The organism is Streptomyces sp. NPDC020996 (assembly GCF_040641355.1).
Classification (GTDB): Bacteria; Actinomycetota; Actinomycetes; order Streptomycetales; family Streptomycetaceae; genus Streptomyces.
The window spans coordinates 12,753-30,882 of sequence record NZ_JBFADM010000037.1; the positions used below are offsets into that span (position 1 = coordinate 12,753).

Sequence of the window (18,130 nt, forward strand, 5' to 3'; positions counted from 1 at the left end):
TATTTTACTGAGCTTCAGTCATGCGAGGTGCGGCAAGCCTGCCGCGAGCATCCCGAACGCCCGCTCCGCCGCGACGACGGCGTCCGCGTGCACGTCCGCCACCCGCTCGCCTCCTGCGACGCGCCGCCAGTTCTCCTGGGCGAGGACGCGCTGCACGGCGACGATCTGCACGGCGGCGAGCCGCGCGTCGAGCCCGCCGCCGAGCGCCTGGGCGAGCGCGCCCTCGGACCGCTCCAGGTGCACGTACAGCCGAGCGACCAGGGCAGGGGTCCCGTACAGCAGCCGGTGGAAGGCGAGCACCTCGGGCTCGTCGTTCAGCCCGGTCACGGGGTCGCGCCGCTCGAGCCCGTCGAGGAAGTGCCGCCGCAGCGCGCCGAGGGGCGTAGGCCCCTCGGCGACCACGCGGGCTGCCTCGCCCTCGTGGTCGGCGATCCGGTGCAGGACGAGATCCTCCTTGACCGGGAAGTACCGGAAGAGGGTCGGCTTGGAGATCTCGGCGGCGGCAGCGACCTCGGCGACCGACACCGCGTCGAAGCCACGCTCCAGGAACAGCCGGACCGCGATGTCGGAGACGTCCTTGTACATCCGCCGCTTCTTGCGCTCCCGCAGGCCGATCTCGCTCATGGGGCGAGCCTACGGGGGTGCCGGGCGGGGCGCCGGGTGCGGCCGGGGGTGGGTGTCAGGGTGCCGTGCCCCGGCGCCACGGTGGTTTCGCGGCCAGGCCCCACAGGTCGTCGAAGTGCTTGCTCCAGGTGGCGACGGCCGCCTTGGAGTCCTCACCGTCCCGGCGTGACCACATATTCAGGTCGGTGCGGTACCCCTTGGGGTCGTAGTAGTCGGGTTCGGTGCCGTAGCCCCTGGTGCGGGCCACCACGTCGTACAGGCCATGCAGCACCGACTCCCGGTTGAAGATGCAGATCTTGTCCCTGGGGATACCGGGGCAGCAGCGGTACTCGCACTCCGCCGTCGTCCGTCCCACCGCGGTGAGCCGTTGCGCGATCGCCGACAGGGTCCGGTCGTATTCGCGGCACTTCAGCTCCAGACGCTTGCGGAACCTCTCGTCGTCCACCGGCGCGCCGTCGGGTCCCACCCGGGAGGGCACGCTCATGGGCTTCTGGAAGTCCGGCACCAGGAACCTGATGGAGACGCGTCTCGTCGGACCGGGGTCGTCGAGGAGAGCTTCCAGCCGGTGGTAGAGGGCGTTGTAGAGCGTCTCGCCCGGGTAGCCGAGGAAGCTGATCTCCACCTCCCGGGCCCGGAACGTCTCGGTCACGAAGCCGCCCGGCAACAGCACACGGGTGATCGCCGGCTCGAAGCGCGCCTGGAAGCGCCTCAGTCTCTCGCCCACACCGTCGTCGGGTATGCCGTTCCCGCCACCGGACACGCGCAGCCCTCCCCCGCACTCCGCACCGTCCGCGGGTCACACCTCCATGGGCGCCCCGTACGCCGGCGCCTCTTCATGGTCGGCACGCGGCAGGGCAAGGGCAAGATAGGGATTGGTCGTCGTCCGGTCCTTGAGCCCGAGCACCGCGGTCGCCGACTTCAGGGTCATGGCGTACGTGTCCACGGCCCGCCGGACGTTCGGGGCTTCGAGGGCGTCGCCGGTGACCAGTCGGTCCAGGTCCACGTAGGCGGAGCGGACGGTCTCGATCCAGCGGTACACCCGCCAGTCGTCGCGCCAGCCCTTCGTGCAGTCCTCCGGCAGCAGCCGGGACCAGCGGGCGAAGAGGCGCTCCCGGATGTCCGGGAGTGTCGGTGTGAGGTGGATGTGCCGGACCAGGTCGTAGAGGGGGTCACCCACTATGGCCATTTCCCAGTCGATCAGGGTGAGTCCCGTACCGTCCGTCTGGCGGATCAGGTTCCAGGGGTTGAGGTCGCCGTGCAGCAGGACGGCCCTGCGCGGAGTCGGCAGGTGCCGGTCGAGGATCTCCCCGAGGCGGACGATGTTCCCGGGCAGTCCCAGCTCCCTGGCGAGCGCCAGCGTCTCCTTGGGCAGTTCGGCCACCATGCGCAGCAGCTCTCCGCGCAGCCCCTGGTAGAAGTCCTGGCCCAGCGTCTCCGGGCCGAGCTCGTAGCAGTCGACCGAGGTCAGCGCGCGCAGCTGGTCGACCAGGTCGTCCGCCTCGTGCGGCCGCAGGCCGTCCACCGGGTGGTCCGGCGGGCGGATCTCGCCCCGCGGGCCCTCGAAGGTGTGGATGGTGAACTGGTCCCGATGGCGGTGACTCGTGCCCAGGGCCAGCACGCGCGGGGCGTTCACCCGCACTCCGGACTTCTCGATCGCCCGGAGCACGGCATGCTCGTTGAGGAAGCGCCGCTCGCGCGGATGGGCGGTGCCCGCCTTCCGCCGCACCATGACCGGGAACGGAATGCCCCGCACCCGCACCGCGGTGCTGAGGTGCGCGGTCCCCTTGAACACATGGTCCGCCGGCGCGGCACCCTCCTCGAAAAGCGCCTCCCTGACCGCCCAGGCGGGGAACCGGTGGCTCTCCGGGACCCGTGGATCGCGCCAGCAGGGGATGGCCATCGCACCCCTGTCCCGGCTGTGCCGCTTGCCGTGCGAGGTGTTCCAGCGCACGAGGATCCCCTCGATCGCCTTCTCGTCCGGCACGCTCTTCAGGCGCAGCGGCTCGGCCGCCGCCTTCAGCGCGTGGTGCACCGCGTGCGTCGCGGCGTCCAGGTCCCGTTGGTCGAACTTGTCGCCCAGCGAGGTCACCGCACGCATCACGTCGGGATAGACGGACTGCGCGTGTTCGAAGGCCACGTAGTGGCGCAGATCCCGCCGGGCGCCGTTGACCGCCTTGAGCCGCCGCCGCCCCATGGCCTCGACCCAGGCGTCGACGACCTCCTGCCGCTGCTCGCGCGGGTACTGCATCCGCACGATGTGGGTGGCCAGGTCGTGCACCGGGTCACCGTAGGTGGCCAGCTCCCAGTCCACACAGATCAGGGGCGGGTCGCCGTCGTACGAGAAGATGACGTTGTCGCGGTGCAGGTCGGTGTGGAGCAGGCTGAACGGGCGACTGATCAGCGCCGGGACGCGTTCGGCGAAGCGCGCCATGGCGTCCTCCCTGATCCCGAGCATCGCGAACAGTCCGCCGAACTCGGCCCAATTGGGCTGACTGACCTGCTCCTCCGTGGCCTGCGCCAGCGCCCGCAGGAAGGCCCGGCTGTCCCGGCTGGTGCGGGGCCAGGACTGCGGCAGCGGTGGCAGATCCTTTCTGCGCACCTGTGTCATGTCCGCCAGCAGGCCGGCGAGGGCGGCGACCAGATGCGGTTCCACCGGCTTGCCGTTGCGGCAGATGGCGGACAGCGGGACGCCCCGCACATAGCTGAGGACGGTCACGTCCCCCCGCTTGACCAGGCACTGCGGAACGTGCGGGAGCACGCCGCGCACCGCGCCGAGGATCTCCGCCTCGTCCTGCCAGGTCCTGATCACCACGGGCAGCGCCGTCCGGATCCGCCGCCGCACGGTCACCCGGTCGTGTCCCGCCAGGGCGGGGAACAGGGCCACGACGTCCCCGGGGGGCCGCACCACGTGGTTGAGGTTGTGGTGGCCCCGGCTGGCCTCGCCCTGCTCCGTGGCGTGCGACACGAGGCGATCGAACGCCGTGTCACGCACCGATGCGGACGTCCTGGGTGGACCGCCCAAAGGTCACTCCTGAATAGCTCTACGACGCCACCGATGTCCCTGCGTCGCGACGGGGTGCGCACACTGTAGTGCCCCGCGAGCCGGGAGGACGGCCAACCACGTCGACTCGTGAGGCGCCTGCTGAGGCGGGGAGACCGGACACCGGCGCGCCCCCGGCCCCGGTGCCGCGGACACCGGCGGCTCACAGCGGGGTGGCGAGCCGCTCCCAGCAGGAGTCGAACCAGGTCTGCATGCTCTCCATGAAGACGGACCCGGTGGAGTTGGGGTCGCCCTCGTCGTTCACGTGCCGGGTCAGCGTCGAGCCGAGGCCCAGGACGTCCAGGGCGTCGATCTCGGTCCCGTCGTCGAGCAGGATGGGGCGCTCGACCACCTCGTAGGGCCCGAACAGCGCCTCCGCGCCCCGGCGCAGGTACAGCTTGAAGGCGGGGACCAACGGGACCTGCCGGACCTGCACGTCCACGGACGGCACCACGCCCTCCGTCTCCAGGTCCCGCAGCGCCGACCGCAACGAGGTCGTGTGCCGCCGGGTGATGCCGCGCAGTCGCTCCTGGATGCGCTCCTGAAGCGCGGCCGGCTGCTCCGCCGCGGTCCCCTCCTCGGCCGGGGGCATCGCTCGCGGATACGGCAGTTCCAGCTTCTCGGAAGGCAGCAGCATCCGCAGTTCGATGCGTTCGGGGGTGGCGATCTCCCCGGTGCGGATGCGCTCGGCCTGCAGCCGGACGTGCGCGTCCAGGCTCTCGGACGTCAGGGTGAAGACGTCCAGCCGGACGACCGGCTGGGCGAAGGCCCGGGCGACGAACGGCCCGAGCGCCGCACGCAGCCGTGGCGCCGCCTGCGGCTCCCGGCCGGAGTGTATGGGGCTCTTGACGACCCGTGAGCCGCTGCCCTGGCGGGATTCGATCCAGCCTTCGCTCTTCAGCTCACGCAGCACGCGCTGCACGGTGTCGCGCGAGATGCCGAACTCCTCGGCCAGCTCCCGCTGCGTCGGCAGGAGGCCGCCCAGGGGGTAGGTGCCGTCGGCGATACGAGCCCGCAGGTCCTCCAGAAGGGAGCTGGAGCCCTTCCCGCCGCCGTCGCCACGCTCTGTGCTCACACCGCGACCGTACCTCTTCGAGCGGTGGGGCAAACCGCTTTCGGCCACATTGGCGGCAGGATTGGACGGTTGGGCGGGCGAGATGTGAAAGGCAGTTAAGGGATCAAGCGGTCAGGGCACATCCAATTCAAAGCAACCAGTCCAATTGGAAGGGTTGTTGATCGGTTGTCAGAGAAGTGAAGACAAGTGAAAGGGGTGGGGTCCCGTGGTCTTCCTCCAACTGGTGGGCACCGTCATGGCACTGGGCACCGAGCAGCTGCTGACGTCCCGGTTCGGGCCCCTCGGGCTGCTGTGCCTGTTCCTGCTGGGCACCGGCTTCCGTGCGCGCGACACCGCCTGCCTGTCGGCCGGCGCCGTGGTCTTCGTGCTCCTGATGACTCAGGCCTAGGGCTGTCCGGCGGATCAGGTCGGAGGAAACCGGCGGCGCCTTCCAACCCAGGTGACCACGCGTCTCCAGCATGATCCGCCGGACAGGCCCTAACCCAGCAGCGCTCTCAGTACGGGTTCCAGGGACGCCACGACGGTGCGGGCGCCCGCGTCCCTCAGCTGCCGCTCCTTGTACGGGTTGCGCGCGTAGCCGAGGAACGGCACTCCCGCCCGCTCGGCGGCCAGGAGGTCCGTGGGGGCGTCGCCGATCATGAGGGCGGTGGAGGGGGCGGCGCCCATGGCGTTCAGCGCCCGGTTGAGGCAGTGCGGGTGGGGCTTGAGGAGGTCGAGTTCGCCGGTGCGTCCGTAGACGTGCGGGGCGAAGCAGTCGGCCAGGCCGCGGACGGAGAGGTATTCCGTCACCGTGCGGGGCGAGTTGTTGCTGGCGACCGCCAGCCTGCCGCCCACGGCGGTCCAGGTGCGTATCAGCGGGTCCGCGTACGCGGTCGGCATGGCGGAGGCGACCGCCTTGAGCTCCTGCTGCGTGAGCCGTTCCTCCAGCTCGGTCACCAGGTCGCTGCGCGGATGCCTCCGGTTGACGGCGTACAGGACGACCATCGGGTCGGGGTGGACCCGCTCCTCCTCCGTCAGCAGCTCTCTCAGCCCCTGCAGCTCCAGCCAGTCCACCAGTTCCTTGGCCACGCTCTCCGCCGTGTGCCCCGCGAAGAGACGGCAGATGGGGCCGTCGAAGTCGAACAGGACGAAGCGGGCCTCGGTGATCAGCTCACGCAGGTTCTCTGTCTCTGCCGTCACCGGTTCAGTCTGCGCCGTATCGGAAGTCACTAGGAGAGTGTCAGGTCCGTCGTGATGGTTTCCCAGAGGGCGTCGAACCACTTCTGGGACTGTTCGACGAACGCCGCGTCCCGCCGGCCGGAGCGCTGCTCGAAGGAGAACAGCAGCGACTTGCCGCCCAGGGCGTCGTACATCTCCAGGGTGCCGCTGTCCCACTCCTCCTCGCGCCGGGTGATCATGTAGTACGCGATCAGCGCCTCGGTGCCGTTGAGCAGGTACAGCTTCACCGGCGGGGTGAAGGGCAGCGCGCGGAAGGTCACGCGCACGTCGATGCCGTGCGAGGAGCGCAACGCCCACAGATTGTGCCGCAGGACCTGCACCTGGGCGTTGCGCTGGGTGAGCCAGCGCTGGTGCACGGCGTCGTCCTCGCCGCGGCCGTCCACCGGCACCGGGAAGGCGAGGTCGATCTTGCGGCTGGGCAGCAGGATGCGCACGTCGATCGACTCGGGGCGGATCCGGCCCTGGTGGATCAGCCGGACCGGCTCGCCCAGGGCGAGCATGAGGGTCTCCGCCGTGAGGCAGGCGGCGTCCACGCGGACCCGCGGGGCCGAGAACGCCTCGGCGAGGCGCGGGGCCAGCCCCACCATCGTGGGCTGGGGCTCGCTCCGGTCGGGCGCCGGCTCCGCGATCCTCGGCGGGCTGCCCTTGCTGACGTTGCTGAGGAGGCCGTCCTCCTGGAGCGCCCGGAGGGCCTGGCGCACGGTGCCCCGCTCCACGCCGAACTCGACCGCGAGTTCGGCCTGGGTGGGCAGGCGGTCCCCTGCCTTCAGGTCACCGCTGCGGATCCGGTCCCGGAGGATGCCGGCGATCTCCTGCGGGGAGAGCTTCCTGTCGCCGTTCACTGCCACGTTCTCCGCCACGTTCTCCTGAGTCACGACCAAACGGTACAACTTACTCCCATCTACGGGGAGTTGTTTGAAAGTTGTTTATGACTGGCTGCCAAGTGGGGACAACATAGGCAGAGTTGGTTACCAACTTGGTCGAGTTGGCGGAGGGTTTGCCTCCCGTTGCTTCCCCGTCCGTCCGACTTCTTCCGCCTCGCACCCCCCACGCCCGTCCTGCCCACGCCTGAAGGGGGAACCACCATGCCTGCCCTCGCCCTGCTGTCGGCGGTCCTCGTCGTCGGCTTCGAGCAGCTCGTCACCTGGAAGTACGGCGCCGTCGGCGTCATCGGCCTGCTCCTGCTCACCACGGGGATCAAGGCCAAGAACCCGACCGTCAGCTCCGTCGGGGCGGTACTGCTCGCCCTGCTGGTCGCGGGTCCCGCCTTGTGAGGGGAAGCCCGGTCCGGCCGTCCGTGGGAGACGTCAGCCCGTGAGCAGCAGCTCCGAGCTGATCGTCTCCCACAGTGCGTTGAACCACAGGTGCGACTGCTCCACGAACGTCGTGTCGCGCAGGCCGGCACCCTGCTCGAAGGCGAACAGCATCGACTGGGTGCCCTCGGCGTCGTACATCTCCAGGTGCTCCTGGTCGATCTCCGCCTCGCGCCGGGTGAGCGTGTAGTACGCGAACAGGGCCTCGGTGCCGTTGAGCAGGTACAGCTTCACCGGCGGGGTGAAGGGCAGCGCGCGGAAGGCGACGCGTACGTCGATGCCGTGCGTGGAGCGCAGGGCCAGCAGGTTGTGCTTGAGCACCTGCCCCTGGGCGTTGCGCTGGGCCAGCCAGCGGCGCTGGAGCCGGCCGTCGGCGGAGGGGTCCACCGGGGTCGGGAAGGCCAGGTCGATGTCGCGGCTGGGCAGCAGCACCCGGACGTCGACCTTGGCCGGTTTCAGCTGTCCGGCGTGGATCCGGCGCAGCGGCTCGCCGATGGCGAGGGTGAGGGACACCGAGGTCAGGCAGAGGGCGTCGATCTCGACGTGCGGGGCGGCGAAGGCGGCCGCGATCCGCGGGGCCAGAGCGACCGTCGTGGGCATCGGCAGGGCCGCGGGGCCGGTCAGGGCGTCGGTGAGACCCGGATCGGGGGCGACGGTGGCCGGAGCGCCCTTGGAGACGTTGGTCAGCAGGTGCTCCGACTGCAGGATGCGCAGGGCCTGGCGTACGGCGCCGCGTTCGACGCCGAACTCGTCGGCGAGTTTCGCCTGCGTGGGCATGCGCTGACCGGCGCGGAGCCGGCCCGAGCGGATGCGGGCACGCAGCTCGTCGGCCACTTCACGGTGTGTCTTCTGTGGCCGCTGTGACCGTTCCCGCCCATTGACGGAGGCGTGTTTCGGGTCCACACCAGAACACTACAACTTCCCGCCATCTTGCGGCAGTTCATGCGAAGGTGGTTATGAGACGCTTCCAAGCGGAGATAACTACAGACAAGTTGGTCGCCAACTTGAGCAACATGGTCGTGCTTCAGGATGGTTGGCCAAAGGTCCTGGGACGTCGCGTCACGGGGAGCACGCCCGGTCCGGACGACACCGGCCGCGCCGCACCGGCTCGGCCGCCACGGATCCGGTCGACCGCGTTCCCTTCCGGAGGGGAGCCGGGAGCTCGGTCGGCCCGCACGAACGGCACCGTCACAACCGAACACCGACAACCGAACAGCAGCACCCGCACAGCCACAACTCCACAGCACAGCCACAACTGAACAGCACAGCCACAACTGAAGAGCACGCTACGGATGAGTCCACCGTCACCGGCGAAAGGAGCGTCAGAATATGTCCGGGCACCACGGTCGCCTGGACGTGCGCAGCAGGGCGTCGGCCACCAGGGCGGCGCCCGCTCGTTCTTCCCGGACCCGGCCCAGCGCCGCCAGCCGCACCGCCGACTCGTCGCCCAGCCACAGGGTCGCCAGTTCGGCGACGTCCAGGGTCAGTTCGGCACGGTCACGGGTGGGCGTGCAGGACGCGCCCACCGCGGACGCCTCCAGCCGGTAGCGGCCGCCGGTGAGGCCGGCACGGTCGGTCACCTCCAGCACCAGCGAGCCGGTCCCCTCGTACGTCCGCGCCCGGAGCGCGCGTTCGACGTCCAGGATGCGCACCCACAGCCAGTCCGCCTGCGTGGTGATGCGGGCGGCCCTCGGGTCGGGCAGCAGAAGGGGGAGCAGGTCGTCGGGGGCCCGCGAGCCGCTCTTGACCCGGGTGACCCAGTCGATCGAGCAGAGGTAGTGCCACAGGGCGCGCTCGGCGGCCGGGGTCGACGCGATCAGGGACCGCACGCTCGCCGTGTTCAGCGGCTGCTTGGCGTCGCCCCACCGGTCGTCCACCTCGTACGCCATGAGGCCCTCGACCGTGCCGTCGGCCGCGCGGTGGACCGCCCAGAACGGTTCGGTCCACTTCGGGTCGACGCGCACGGCGCCCGTGTTGAGCTGCCACCACCAGTCGCCGCGGCTGACGGCGCCCGGTGTGGCGCGGCGTACCCGCTCGTGCAGCTCGGGGCCGATCTTGCGCACCTCGTCGCCGTCCACCAGGTCGACGCGGCCGCCGTCCGCGAGGACGGGCCCGCGGGCGTCGAGGCCGGCGCGCGGGACGTCGACCGTCCACTCGGTCTGGTGGGTGGCGGGGCCGAAGCCGAAGCGGCCGTAGATCGAGTACTCGGCGGCGATCAGCGTGGCGACCACGTCCCCGCGCTCCTTGGCGGCCACGAGGTCCCGGGTCATCATCCGGGTGAGCAGGCCGCGGCGGCGGTGGGTGGCGGTGACGGTGACCATGGAGACCGCGTCGGCCCGCACCGGGGCGCCGCCGACCGCCGTGACCTCCTGCGCGAAGGACCGGAAGGTCGCCACGCAGCGGCCCCCGTCGAAGGCGCCCAGGTAACGGCCGGGCTCGAACTGGGTCGCGCGTGCCTTGAGTTCGTCATCGGAGACGGTCGGCCGCTGCAGGAACCCGGTCCTCAGGGCACGCAGCCACTCGGGGTACTCGGCCTCGGTGACGGGGCGTACGTCGATGTCGGCGGCTCGGCTCATGGCAGCACGGTAGGCGCACGGCCGCGGGGGTGTCGCGCGGATTTCGCCCGCACGTCCTCGAGCGGATCCCTGAGCGGATCCCTGAGCGGGTCCCCGAGCACGTCCCCGAGCACGTCCCTGAGCGCGTGCTCGAGCGCGCTTGAGCGCGTCCCCGAGCGGTCGCCGCCGCCCTCACGTCAGCAGGTCGTCCACCTGGGCCTCCCCCTCGCGGTACCGGCGCGCGATCTCGCCGCCGCAGTCGTCCGCGGTGCGCTGCAGCAGCTGCCGTCGCCGGGAGACCTGCTGCTCGTAGCGCTCCAGCCGCCTCATCGCGGTCTGCAGTTCCTGGTCCGTGCGCGCGCCCAGGTCCGACAGCTCCACCTCGGCGAGCATGTCGGCGGCCAGCCGCCGGTACTCCTCGCCGTGCGGCGTGCCCAGCGTCACGTGGCGGGCCGAGGAACGGTGCCGGGCGGGGCCGTCGGCGAGGATCTCGGACAGCCGCTCGACGACGGAGCCCGCGCCCGCGGGGGACCGGCGGGCCAGCTCCGCCCGCAGGATGTCGACCCGGCCCTGCAGCAGCCGCCGTACGTAACTGAGGTCGGCCTCGTCGCGCTGCGCGTCCCGGCGCAGGGCGCGCAGCTCGGGCAGGCTCAGCACGGTCAGCTCGTGCTCCGGCGCGTCGGCGGGCAGAAACGGGCCCGGACTGTCGGTGCGCTGCGCGGGCGGCCGGAGCGTGCCGGGGCCCGTCGCGTCGGTCAGCGCGACGGGCCCGGACGGCTGCCCGGTACTCGAAGTTCTCATGTGCCTCTACCGTCCCCTCGACCGGCGTGTGGGAGCATCGTGCCACCCCAAGTGGCCGCTATGTGACCGAGTGCCCCCGATCGGCCCCACATGAGGGGGTTGAGGTCAGAAACAGGTCCCCCGGGAAGCTTTCCGGACCCGCCCGGAAGCCCGGTGCGGGCCGCCCACGGCCGCACGGCATCATGGGGCGCATGCGTGCAGTGGTGCAGAGGGTGGACGGCGCGAGCGTCGTCGTGGACGGCGAGACCGTCGGGGAGATCACCGGCGAGGGACTGTGCGTCCTGGTCGGCGTGACACACGAGGACACCAAGGAGAAGGCGGCCCAGCTCGCCCGCAAGCTGTGGTCGATCCGGATGCTGCACGACGAGAAGTCGTGCAGCGACGTCAACGCCCCGCTGCTCGTGATCAGCCAGTTCACCCTGTACGGCGACGCCCGCAAGGGCCGCCGCCCCACCTGGAACGCGGCCGCCCCCGGCGACGTCGCCGAACCGCTGGTCGACGAGGTGGTCGCCCAGCTGCGCGCGCTGGGCGCGACGGTGGCGACGGGCCGCTTCGGCGCGCGGATGCGGGTGTCGCTGACGAACGACGGCCCGTTCACCGTCCTGCTGGACATCTGAGTCCTGCTGGACATCTCAGGCCCCTCGGAGCGGACGCGGGACCGGTCGGTCTACGGCTCCACGACCGTTTCCTGGGCGGCCGCCGTGTCCCCCGCCACCAGCCGCGCGTCCAGCGGGACGTTCCGCTTGACCAGGGCCAGCGCGACCGGGCCCAGCTCGTGGTGGCGGGCGGACGTCGTGACGAAGCCGATCTTGCGGCCGTCGGGGCCCTCGTCCGCGAGCCGGATCTCGGTGCCGTGCGGCGGCAGGTGGACCTCGCTGCCGTCCAGGTGCAGGAAGACCAGGCGACGCGGGGGCTTTCCGAGGTTCTGCACGCGGGCGACCGTCTCCTGGCCGCGGTAGCAGCCCTTCTGCAGGTGCACCGCGGTGCCGATCCAGCCCAGCTCGTGCGGGATCGTACGGTGGTCGGTCTCGAAGCCGAGGCGCGGGCGGTGCTGCTCGACGCGCAGCGCCTCGTGGGCGAGTATCCCGGCCGGCGGCCCGGCCTGCGCGGCCCAGGACTCCAGCTCCGCGCGGGGCAGGAACAGGTCGCGGCCGTAGGGCGTCTCGCGCACCACGACGCCCTCGGGCACCTCGGCGATCGAGCCGGCCGGCAGGTGGACGACCGCGAACTCGTCCGTGCGGTCGGCGACCTCGACCCGGTAGAAGAACTTCATCGACTCCAGGTACGCGATCAGCACCTCCTGGGTGCCGGGCTCGACGTGGGCCCAGACCGTCGCGCCGTCGTCCACGAGGTACAGCGCGTGCTCGATGTGGCCGTGCGCGGACAGGATCAGCGCCTCGGTGGCCTGGCCGGCCGGCAGTTCGCTGACGTGCTGGGTGAGCAGCAGGTGCAGCCAGCTCAGCCGGTCCTCGCCGGAGACGGTGACGACGCCGCGGTGGGAGAGGTCGACGAAGCCGGTGCCGTCGGCGAGGGCGCGCTGCTCGCGGAACAGGTCGCCGTAGTGGGCGGCGACGCCTTCGTCCACACCCTCGGCGGGGACGGCGCCGGGCAGGGACAGCAGGGGGCTTTTCATGGACACAAGCCTACGACTTGGCAGTTGACCCCTTGCGGGAGCAGTCCTTGCAGCGGCCGAAGATCGCGAAGTGCTTCATGTCCGTCTCGAAGCCGAACTCCCGCCGGAGCTTCGCGGTGAACTCGGCCGCCACCTGGACGTCCGCCTCGATGACGTTCTGGCAGTCGCGGCAGACCAGGTGGATGTGGTGGTGGCGGTCGGCGAGGTGGTAGGTGGGCGCCCCGTGCCCGAGGTGGGCGTGCGAGACCAGCCCCAGCTCCTCCAGCAGCTCCAGGGTGCGGTAGACGGTGGAAATGTTGACCCCCGACGCCGTCTTCCTCACCTCTACGAGGATGTCGTCGGGGGTCGCGTGCTCCAGGGTGTCCACTGCTTCGAGGACAAGCTGGCGCTGCGGCGTCAGCCGGTAGCCGCGCTGCCTCAGGTCGCTCTTCCAGTCGGTGCTCACCACGCACCCAAGTCTAGGGCGGGGCGGACCGGGTCTCACGGCTCGGCCGACAGGACGCCGTTCAGCAGGGCGTCGGCGAGCGCGCCGCGGTAGGCGCGGGTCACGCGAGCGATCTCCGCGTGCGCCTGGATCTTGTCGTCGAGAGCGGCGAGCGTGGCACCGATGGCCGCCTGCTCGGCGGCCGACGGGAGGAGGACGGGCAGCTCGCCCAGGGTGCGGATGCTCAGCGAGGGGATGACCGCCCTCACCGTGCGGGCTGTGATCCACTCCTGTGCGGCCGTCGCGCTCAGCCAGGCGACGAGATACGCGGCTCCGACCGGTCCCGCCTCCGGCAGCCTGAGCCGGACCAGGTTGGGGTGGAAAAGCCAGCCCGCGTGCTCCCCGGTGACCAGGGCGCAGCGGCCCACGGTGCCCGTCCGGGTGAGCAGGACGTCCCCTTCGGCCAACTCGTACTTCGCCGGCGTGCGTGCCCGGTCCCAGGAGATCGCCGGTACGGTTGGGGCATCCTCGGTGACGATCCGCCGGCCGTGCAGATCGCGGGGCAGTACCAGGGGAACTCCGCCGTCCGCCCGGGTACGTCCCTTGTCCTCGGGGCGTCGGGCCGGGCCCGTGCCGATGGACAGGCACAGCTCTGCCAGGGGCCTGCGCGACCAGCCGGGCGGCGGCACGAGTTCGCCGGCCGTCGTCACAGTCCGTACCTCCTGAGCCGCCTGGCCGCTTCGGCGTCGGCCGCCTCCGCCCGCGCGTGCAGGCTCGCAAGCTCCTCGGACAGTCTCGCCAGGACGTCCCGGGTCTCGTCCGGGCCGGGCGCGCCGGCGGCCGAGCCGTGGCCGGGCGGACGGACGTACCGCGCGGGGTCCAGACTGTGGCGCTGGTCCACGATGTCAGGCACCGGCACGGCCAGGCTCAGGCACGCGACGCTTGGCACTCGCCCTCGACGACATCGCCACTGTGGCCACGCGAGCCATCACCTTGCAAGCGCATTGCCATGCAATGAATTCCGTTAACCCCTGAGCTGCACACGCTCCAGGGGACCCGACGAGCAGAACGTCCCCCAGGCCACTGCGGCACGGGGGACGTGAGGGAGCCGGTGAAGGCGCCGGAGGACTACTTGAAGAAGGCGATCCCGTCGTCGGGCAGGTCGTCGGGCAGGGCCTTGGCCCAGCGCTCGACCTCCTCGGGGGTGACGACCTTCTTCAGGTGCGCCGACATGTAGGGGCGCAGCTCGACGTCGGGCGTCTGCTTCTCGCCGACCCACATCAGGTCGCTCTTGACGTAGCCGTACAGGCGCTTGCCGCCGCTGTAGGGGCGGGAGGCCGCCGTGCGCGCCACCGCGTCCGTGACCAGGTCGATCTGCGGCTTCTTGGCGGCCAGCTCGCCGTACCAGATCTCGATGACGCCGTCGTCGCGGGTCATCGTGACCTCGACCTTGCGGCCGGCGTCGACCCGCCAGAAGCCGGACTCGGACTCCAGGGGACGGACCTTGTTCCCGTCGTTGTCCAGCACCCAGGTGCGGGAGTGGTACTCCAGGAAGTCCCTGCCGTCGTGCGTGAAGGTGACCTCCTGTCCGAAGTTGCACTTCTCCGAGCCGGGGAAGTCGTGCACGCCCGCGCCGGCCCAGTTGCCGAGCAGGAAGGCGAGGGGTACGAGGTCCTTGTGGAGGTCGGACGGGATCTCGATCATGAGGAGAGGTTCCTAGACGTGGGTCAGCGCTGGCCCTGGTACAGCTTCTTCACGGTCAGCCCGGCGAAGGCGAGGACGCCGACGCAGACCAGGATCAGCAGGGCTTCGTAGAAGTACTCCAGCACGAGGTGCTCCTTGGGACGAACCAGGGTGGCGGTACAGACGGACCGGAGCCCAGCTTACGCGGCCGGGCCCCGGCTTCCGCCGTGAGGTACGCCGTTGCGGGGCTCAGCCGAGCAGCTGGCTCTGCAGGGTGACGGTCTGCTGGAACGGCACCGCCTTCGCGCCGCCCTTCCTGGACTGCACGATCACCGCGAGGACGTCCCCGGCGGCCAGGTAGGCCTGCCGCACCTGCTCGCCGCCGTAGGGCGCCTGCTCGACGTAGGACCTGCGCTCGACGCCGTCGACCCGGGCCGCTCCGGGGAAGTCCTCGTCGAAGGCGGACGCGTCCGCTCCGCGCACCCGGAAGGCGGGGGCGCTGGTCGGAGCGACGCCGTCGTCGAGCAGGTCGTCCACGACGGCTGCGGTGCCGAAGTGGAGCAGGTAGATCCGGGTGCTGGTGCCGTCCGGGGTGGTCCAGCCGCGGGCCGCGATGTGCCGCAGGGCGTGGTCGACGAGCTTCCAGCGCAGCGTGTCGCGGTCGTCCTTCTCGGGGTACTCCGCGAGGAAGTCGCCGGTCGCCAGCCAGCCGTCCTTCCCGCGCAGCTTCGGGTCCTCGGTCGCCCCCTTCGGCGCGGGCAGCACGAGGGCGCGCAGGTCGGCGTAGTGGGCGCCGGCCTTGTTCGACGGGGCGAGCGGTCCCGGGCTGCCGGACGGCAGCGGCGGCCTGGTCAGCGTCGGGTAGTCCCAGCGCCCGTCGGACGCGGTCGCCAGACCCGGTACGTCCGTCCGGTCCATCGCCGTGATCCCGTACGCCGTTCCCGCCCCGGCCGCCGCGAACACGGCGACGGCGGCGGTCCAGCGCAGAACGGCCCGCAGCACGCGGCGGTCCCTGCGGGGCGCGGGCGGCACGGACGGCGCCGGCGGCACGGTGAGGGGCGGCGGCGCGGACGGCGCCGACGGCACGGCGAGGGGCGGCTGCGGGCCGGCCTGCTCTGCCTTCTCGACCTGGTCTGCCTGCACGACCTGCTCGGTGACGTCCGGCTGCTCGGTCACTTCCGTCTGCTCCGTCTGCTCCGTCTGCTCCGTCATACGGCCTTCCCCGGCTCGGCGATGCGGTCCAGCTGTTCCTTCAGCAGCCTCGCGACCCCGCGGGCCTCCAGGGGTTTGGCGCCGTCGGCGCTGAGGGTGACCAGGACGTCTCCCTGGTAGGCGGAGCAGTACATCGTGTCCAGCTTCTCGTCCTTGTCCACGGGCGGCAGGAAGCAGCGGGCGTTCTTGTGGCCCTCGACGCGCGGGCCGTCCCGGAAGACGCCGAGGGCGTCGAGGAGCCCGTGCTGGAACTCCGCGGCGTCGCGCAGGGCCGCCTTGTTGTCCATCTGCACGAGCTGGATGCTCACCGTGGACGCCCGGCTGGTGTAGACCGAGGACTTCTCGTCGGTGCTGACGTAGCTGCGCATCGCCATGCCCTGGATGCGCTGCTTGTCGATCCGCCGCTCCAGCTCCCGGCGCTGTGAGCGCGGCAGTCCGCTCACCCACTCCTTGCGCAGGGCCGTGGCCCGGGCGCCTCCGAGCTGCGTGTCGGAACCGAACTCGCCGATGTCGGGGCCGCGGCTCCAGCCGTCCGCGCCGTAGGGCACGAGCATCCCGGCGAGCCCCTTGGCGTCCGCCGCCTCGGTGTCCGCGGGCTTCGTCTTCGGGAGCTTCCACACGGGGGCGCCCGCGTCCCGGTCGGCGTTCTCGACGGTGACGACGGTGTACCCGACGCCCGCGACGACGGCCGCGGCCAGCAGGACGGACCCGGCGACGGCGGCGATCCGGCCACGCCGACGGCCCTTCCCGGCGAGCGGGCCGGGCAGCGCGCCGCCCTCGGCCGGAACGGCCCCGGCCGGGGTGTCCCCCGCCGACGCGGACTCGACCGACGCGGACTCGACCGACGCGGACTCGGCCCCGGCAGGCCCCACCGGAGCGGGCGCGGACGGGGCGGAATCGGGGCCGGTGCCCGCGGCCGGGGCAGGCTCGGCCGGGCTCGCCTCGGCGTCCGGCCGGTACTGGTTGTCGCTCACAGCCGCTCCATCTGCCGCTCGGCCAGGTCCGCGATCTTCGCCTTGGGGATCGGCCGGGTGTCGTACATCCAGATCTCCATGGCGACGTCACCGCGGACGGCGTGCGCCTCCGCCATGTACAGCGGCACGGAGCCCACCTGGGTTTCGGGCCGGGGGTGGGCGTATGCCATGCCGCTGCCCGTGCCGGGCACCGGCCGGCTGTTGTCGGTGTCGTCCTTGTTCACCGCCCAGAACTGATGGTTCTCGACGGAGTCGAAGGCCGCGGGGGTCTCCTCCTGCCGGAACTGGACCAGCCGGATCTCGACGGCCTGGTAGCCGCTCCGCCAGCCGGTGACGGCGGCGCGGCGGAACTCGTCGCCGACGAGCTTGCCGAACTCGGCGGCCGGCTGCTGGAATTCCTCGGCGTAGTCGGCCGTGTCCATCCAGCCGTGGGACCGGGACAGCCACTCGGAGTCCTTGGCGCCGCGCGGCTTCTTCAGCAGCAGCTTGCGCAGGTCGCCCTCGGTCTTCAGACGGCGGTCCAGCGAGGCAGGCAGCGGCTCGGGGCCGGGGCCCCCGGCCTGCGCGAGCTCCGGCTGCGACAGGGACGGCAGCGCGGTGGGCTCGCGGTCGGCCTGGACCAGGTAGCCGGTGCAGGCGCCGGCGACGACGCCGAGCAGGGCGGCGCCGGCGATCAGCAGGATCGTACGGCGACGACGGCGACGGCGGGGCCGGGGCGCACCCGGGTCCGCGTCGTCGGGCACGACGGACGCGACCGGGACCGCCGGCGCGTCGGGTCCCTCTTCGGGTACTTCCAAGACTCCCCCACAGGAACGTGAAGCGCGCATGCCACATGCGTGCGCACAGGAGACTCCTGACCCACGGCCGGAGTTGTGGAGGTGTTGATTACGATTCGGCCATGGCGAAGAAACTCGTGATCAAGGTGACGGCGGGGGCCGACGCCCCCGAACGCTGCTCGCAGGCGTTCACGGTTGCGGCGGTGGCCGTGGCCAGCGGCGTGGACGTCTCCCTGTGGCTGACCGGCGAATCGGCGTGGTTCGCCCTGCCGGGCCGGGCCGCCGAGTTCGAGCTGCCGCACGCCGCCCCGCTGCCCGACCTGCTCGACTCCCTGCTCGCCGGCGGCAAGGTCACCCTGTGCACGCAGTGCGCGGCCCGCCGCGACATCACGGAGCAGGACGTCATCGAGGGTGTGCGCATCGCGGGCGCCCAGGTCTTCGTCCAGGAGGCCCTGGCGGACGATACGCAGGCGCTCGTCTACTGAGACGCTGAGACGCTGAGACGGTGAGACGCGGGGCCCGGCCGTCACCGCGGGCGCTTCTTGCCGTCCAGTTCGTCCCACCACTCGTCGGACGTGGGGTCGCCGGACGGGTCGTCCCACCAGCGGTCCTCGGGGCCGCGGCGGTTGGCGACCATCGCGGCGACCGGGGGGATGACCATCGCCACCACGCACATCGCCACGGCCGCCGGGACGGACCAGATGCGGACGACGCCCCAGGCCAGGACGAACAGCGCGATGCAGACGCCCATCATCGCGAAGTAGACGTGCCGTCGGCGCGCGTACATGACTCCAGGGTAGGT

Annotated in this window: 22 protein-coding genes; 4 read left to right on the forward strand and 18 right to left on the reverse strand. The window is 71.5% G+C overall.

Annotated features, from left to right (window positions below; all coding sequences use genetic code 11):
- Positions 1-18: 18 nt before the first annotated feature.
- The 4 genes from AB0G63_RS23890 to AB0G63_RS23905 all read right to left on the reverse strand — a co-directional run bounded on the left by AB0G63_RS23890 (position 19) and on the right by AB0G63_RS23905 (position 4,739).
- A complete protein-coding gene (locus AB0G63_RS23890; RefSeq protein ID WP_360753663.1) occupies positions 19-624 on the reverse strand; it encodes a TetR family transcriptional regulator in 606 nt (201 codons plus the stop codon).
- A 55-nt stretch (positions 625-679) separates the two neighbouring features.
- The gene (locus tag AB0G63_RS23895; protein WP_360753665.1) at positions 680-1,384 is read right to left on the reverse strand and encodes a hypothetical protein; all 705 of its coding nucleotides are present in this window, start codon (positions 1,382-1,384) and stop codon (positions 680-682) included.
- Between the two features lie 36 nt (positions 1,385-1,420).
- A complete protein-coding gene (locus AB0G63_RS23900) occupies positions 1,421-3,589 on the reverse strand; it encodes a phosphotransferase (protein ID WP_360753667.1) in 2,169 nt (722 codons plus the stop codon).
- A 238-nt stretch (positions 3,590-3,827) separates the two neighbouring features.
- The gene (locus AB0G63_RS23905) at positions 3,828-4,739 is read right to left on the reverse strand and encodes a GntR family transcriptional regulator (protein ID WP_360753670.1); all 912 of its coding nucleotides are present in this window, start codon (positions 4,737-4,739) and stop codon (positions 3,828-3,830) included.
- Between the two features lie 205 nt (positions 4,740-4,944).
- Between AB0G63_RS23905 and AB0G63_RS23910 the strand changes: the two genes are divergently transcribed.
- Positions 4,945-5,127: a hypothetical protein gene (locus AB0G63_RS23910; RefSeq protein ID WP_360753672.1), complete on the forward strand. Its 183-nt coding sequence runs from the start codon at positions 4,945-4,947 to the stop codon at positions 5,125-5,127.
- Between the two features lie 89 nt (positions 5,128-5,216).
- Here the strand turns inward: AB0G63_RS23910 and AB0G63_RS23915 are convergent, their stop codons facing one another.
- Positions 5,217-5,948, reverse strand: a complete 732-nt coding sequence (locus tag AB0G63_RS23915; protein WP_360753675.1) for an HAD family hydrolase — start codon at positions 5,946-5,948, stop codon at positions 5,217-5,219.
- The gene (locus AB0G63_RS23920; protein ID WP_360753677.1) at positions 5,948-6,838 is read right to left on the reverse strand and encodes a winged helix-turn-helix domain-containing protein; all 891 of its coding nucleotides are present in this window, start codon (positions 6,836-6,838) and stop codon (positions 5,948-5,950) included. Before AB0G63_RS23920 ends, AB0G63_RS23915 begins: the two co-directional genes overlap by 1 nt.
- A 204-nt stretch (positions 6,839-7,042) precedes the next feature.
- Between AB0G63_RS23920 and AB0G63_RS23925 the strand changes: the two genes are divergently transcribed.
- The gene (locus AB0G63_RS23925; protein WP_324783544.1) at positions 7,043-7,231 is read left to right on the forward strand and encodes a hypothetical protein; all 189 of its coding nucleotides are present in this window, start codon (positions 7,043-7,045) and stop codon (positions 7,229-7,231) included.
- Between the two features lie 33 nt (positions 7,232-7,264).
- Here AB0G63_RS23925 and AB0G63_RS23930 read toward each other — a convergent pair whose 3' ends face one another.
- The 3 genes from AB0G63_RS23930 to AB0G63_RS23940 all read right to left on the reverse strand — a co-directional run bounded on the left by AB0G63_RS23930 (position 7,265) and on the right by AB0G63_RS23940 (position 10,626).
- Positions 7,265-8,173 (reverse strand): winged helix-turn-helix domain-containing protein, encoded by a 909-nt coding sequence (locus AB0G63_RS23930; protein WP_360753680.1) that lies wholly within the window; start codon positions 8,171-8,173, stop codon positions 7,265-7,267.
- 419 nt (positions 8,174-8,592) lie between these two features.
- Entirely contained in the window at positions 8,593-9,846 is a 1,254-nt protein-coding gene (locus AB0G63_RS23935) for a GNAT family N-acetyltransferase (RefSeq protein ID WP_360753682.1), read from the reverse strand.
- Between the two features lie 171 nt (positions 9,847-10,017).
- Positions 10,018-10,626 (reverse strand): aerial mycelium formation protein, encoded by a 609-nt coding sequence (locus AB0G63_RS23940; protein WP_360753684.1) that lies wholly within the window; start codon positions 10,624-10,626, stop codon positions 10,018-10,020.
- 191 nt (positions 10,627-10,817) lie between these two features.
- Between AB0G63_RS23940 and dtd the strand changes: the two genes are divergently transcribed.
- A complete protein-coding gene (gene dtd, locus AB0G63_RS23945) occupies positions 10,818-11,243 on the forward strand; it encodes a D-aminoacyl-tRNA deacylase (RefSeq protein ID WP_360753687.1) in 426 nt (141 codons plus the stop codon).
- 50 nt (positions 11,244-11,293) lie between these two features.
- Here dtd and AB0G63_RS23950 read toward each other — a convergent pair whose 3' ends face one another.
- From AB0G63_RS23950 to AB0G63_RS23985, 8 genes are all read right to left on the reverse strand, one after another.
- On the reverse strand, positions 11,294-12,259 hold the full coding sequence (locus AB0G63_RS23950) for a folate-binding protein (protein WP_360753690.1): 966 nt from the start codon (positions 12,257-12,259) through the stop codon (positions 11,294-11,296).
- A 10-nt stretch (positions 12,260-12,269) separates the two neighbouring features.
- A complete protein-coding gene (locus AB0G63_RS23955) occupies positions 12,270-12,707 on the reverse strand; it encodes a Fur family transcriptional regulator (RefSeq protein WP_360753692.1) in 438 nt (145 codons plus the stop codon).
- Positions 12,708-12,739: 32 nt separating this feature from the next.
- Positions 12,740-13,393, reverse strand: coding sequence for a restriction endonuclease subunit S (locus AB0G63_RS23960; RefSeq protein WP_360753694.1), 654 nt, complete (start codon positions 13,391-13,393; stop codon positions 12,740-12,742).
- Positions 13,390-13,596, reverse strand: coding sequence for a hypothetical protein (locus AB0G63_RS23965; protein WP_360753697.1), 207 nt, complete (start codon positions 13,594-13,596; stop codon positions 13,390-13,392). Before AB0G63_RS23965 ends, AB0G63_RS23960 begins: the two co-directional genes overlap by 4 nt.
- 215 nt (positions 13,597-13,811) lie before the next feature.
- Positions 13,812-14,387, reverse strand: a complete 576-nt coding sequence (locus tag AB0G63_RS23970; protein WP_360753700.1) for an FABP family protein — start codon at positions 14,385-14,387, stop codon at positions 13,812-13,814.
- A 228-nt stretch (positions 14,388-14,615) separates the two neighbouring features.
- Positions 14,616-15,578 (reverse strand): hypothetical protein, encoded by a 963-nt coding sequence (locus AB0G63_RS23975; RefSeq protein ID WP_360753702.1) that lies wholly within the window; start codon positions 15,576-15,578, stop codon positions 14,616-14,618.
- On the reverse strand, positions 15,575-16,345 hold the full coding sequence (locus AB0G63_RS23980) for a hypothetical protein (RefSeq protein ID WP_360753808.1): 771 nt from the start codon (positions 16,343-16,345) through the stop codon (positions 15,575-15,577). Before AB0G63_RS23980 ends, AB0G63_RS23975 begins: the two co-directional genes overlap by 4 nt.
- Positions 16,346-16,548: 203 nt before the next feature.
- Positions 16,549-17,349 carry a hypothetical protein gene (locus tag AB0G63_RS23985; protein WP_360753704.1) on the reverse strand — a complete coding sequence of 267 codons (801 nt, stop codon included), beginning with the start codon at positions 17,347-17,349 and terminating at the stop codon, positions 16,549-16,551.
- 101 nt (positions 17,350-17,450) lie between these two features.
- Between AB0G63_RS23985 and AB0G63_RS23990 the strand changes: the two genes are divergently transcribed.
- The gene (locus tag AB0G63_RS23990) at positions 17,451-17,813 is read left to right on the forward strand and encodes a DsrE family protein (RefSeq protein WP_360753705.1); all 363 of its coding nucleotides are present in this window, start codon (positions 17,451-17,453) and stop codon (positions 17,811-17,813) included.
- A gap of 41 nt (positions 17,814-17,854) precedes the next feature.
- On the opposite strand, the gene AB0G63_RS23995 is transcribed toward AB0G63_RS23990, so the two are convergent.
- Positions 17,855-18,115: a DUF3099 domain-containing protein gene (locus AB0G63_RS23995; protein WP_360753708.1), complete on the reverse strand. Its 261-nt coding sequence runs from the start codon at positions 18,113-18,115 to the stop codon at positions 17,855-17,857.
- Positions 18,116-18,130: the final 15 nt, after the last annotated feature.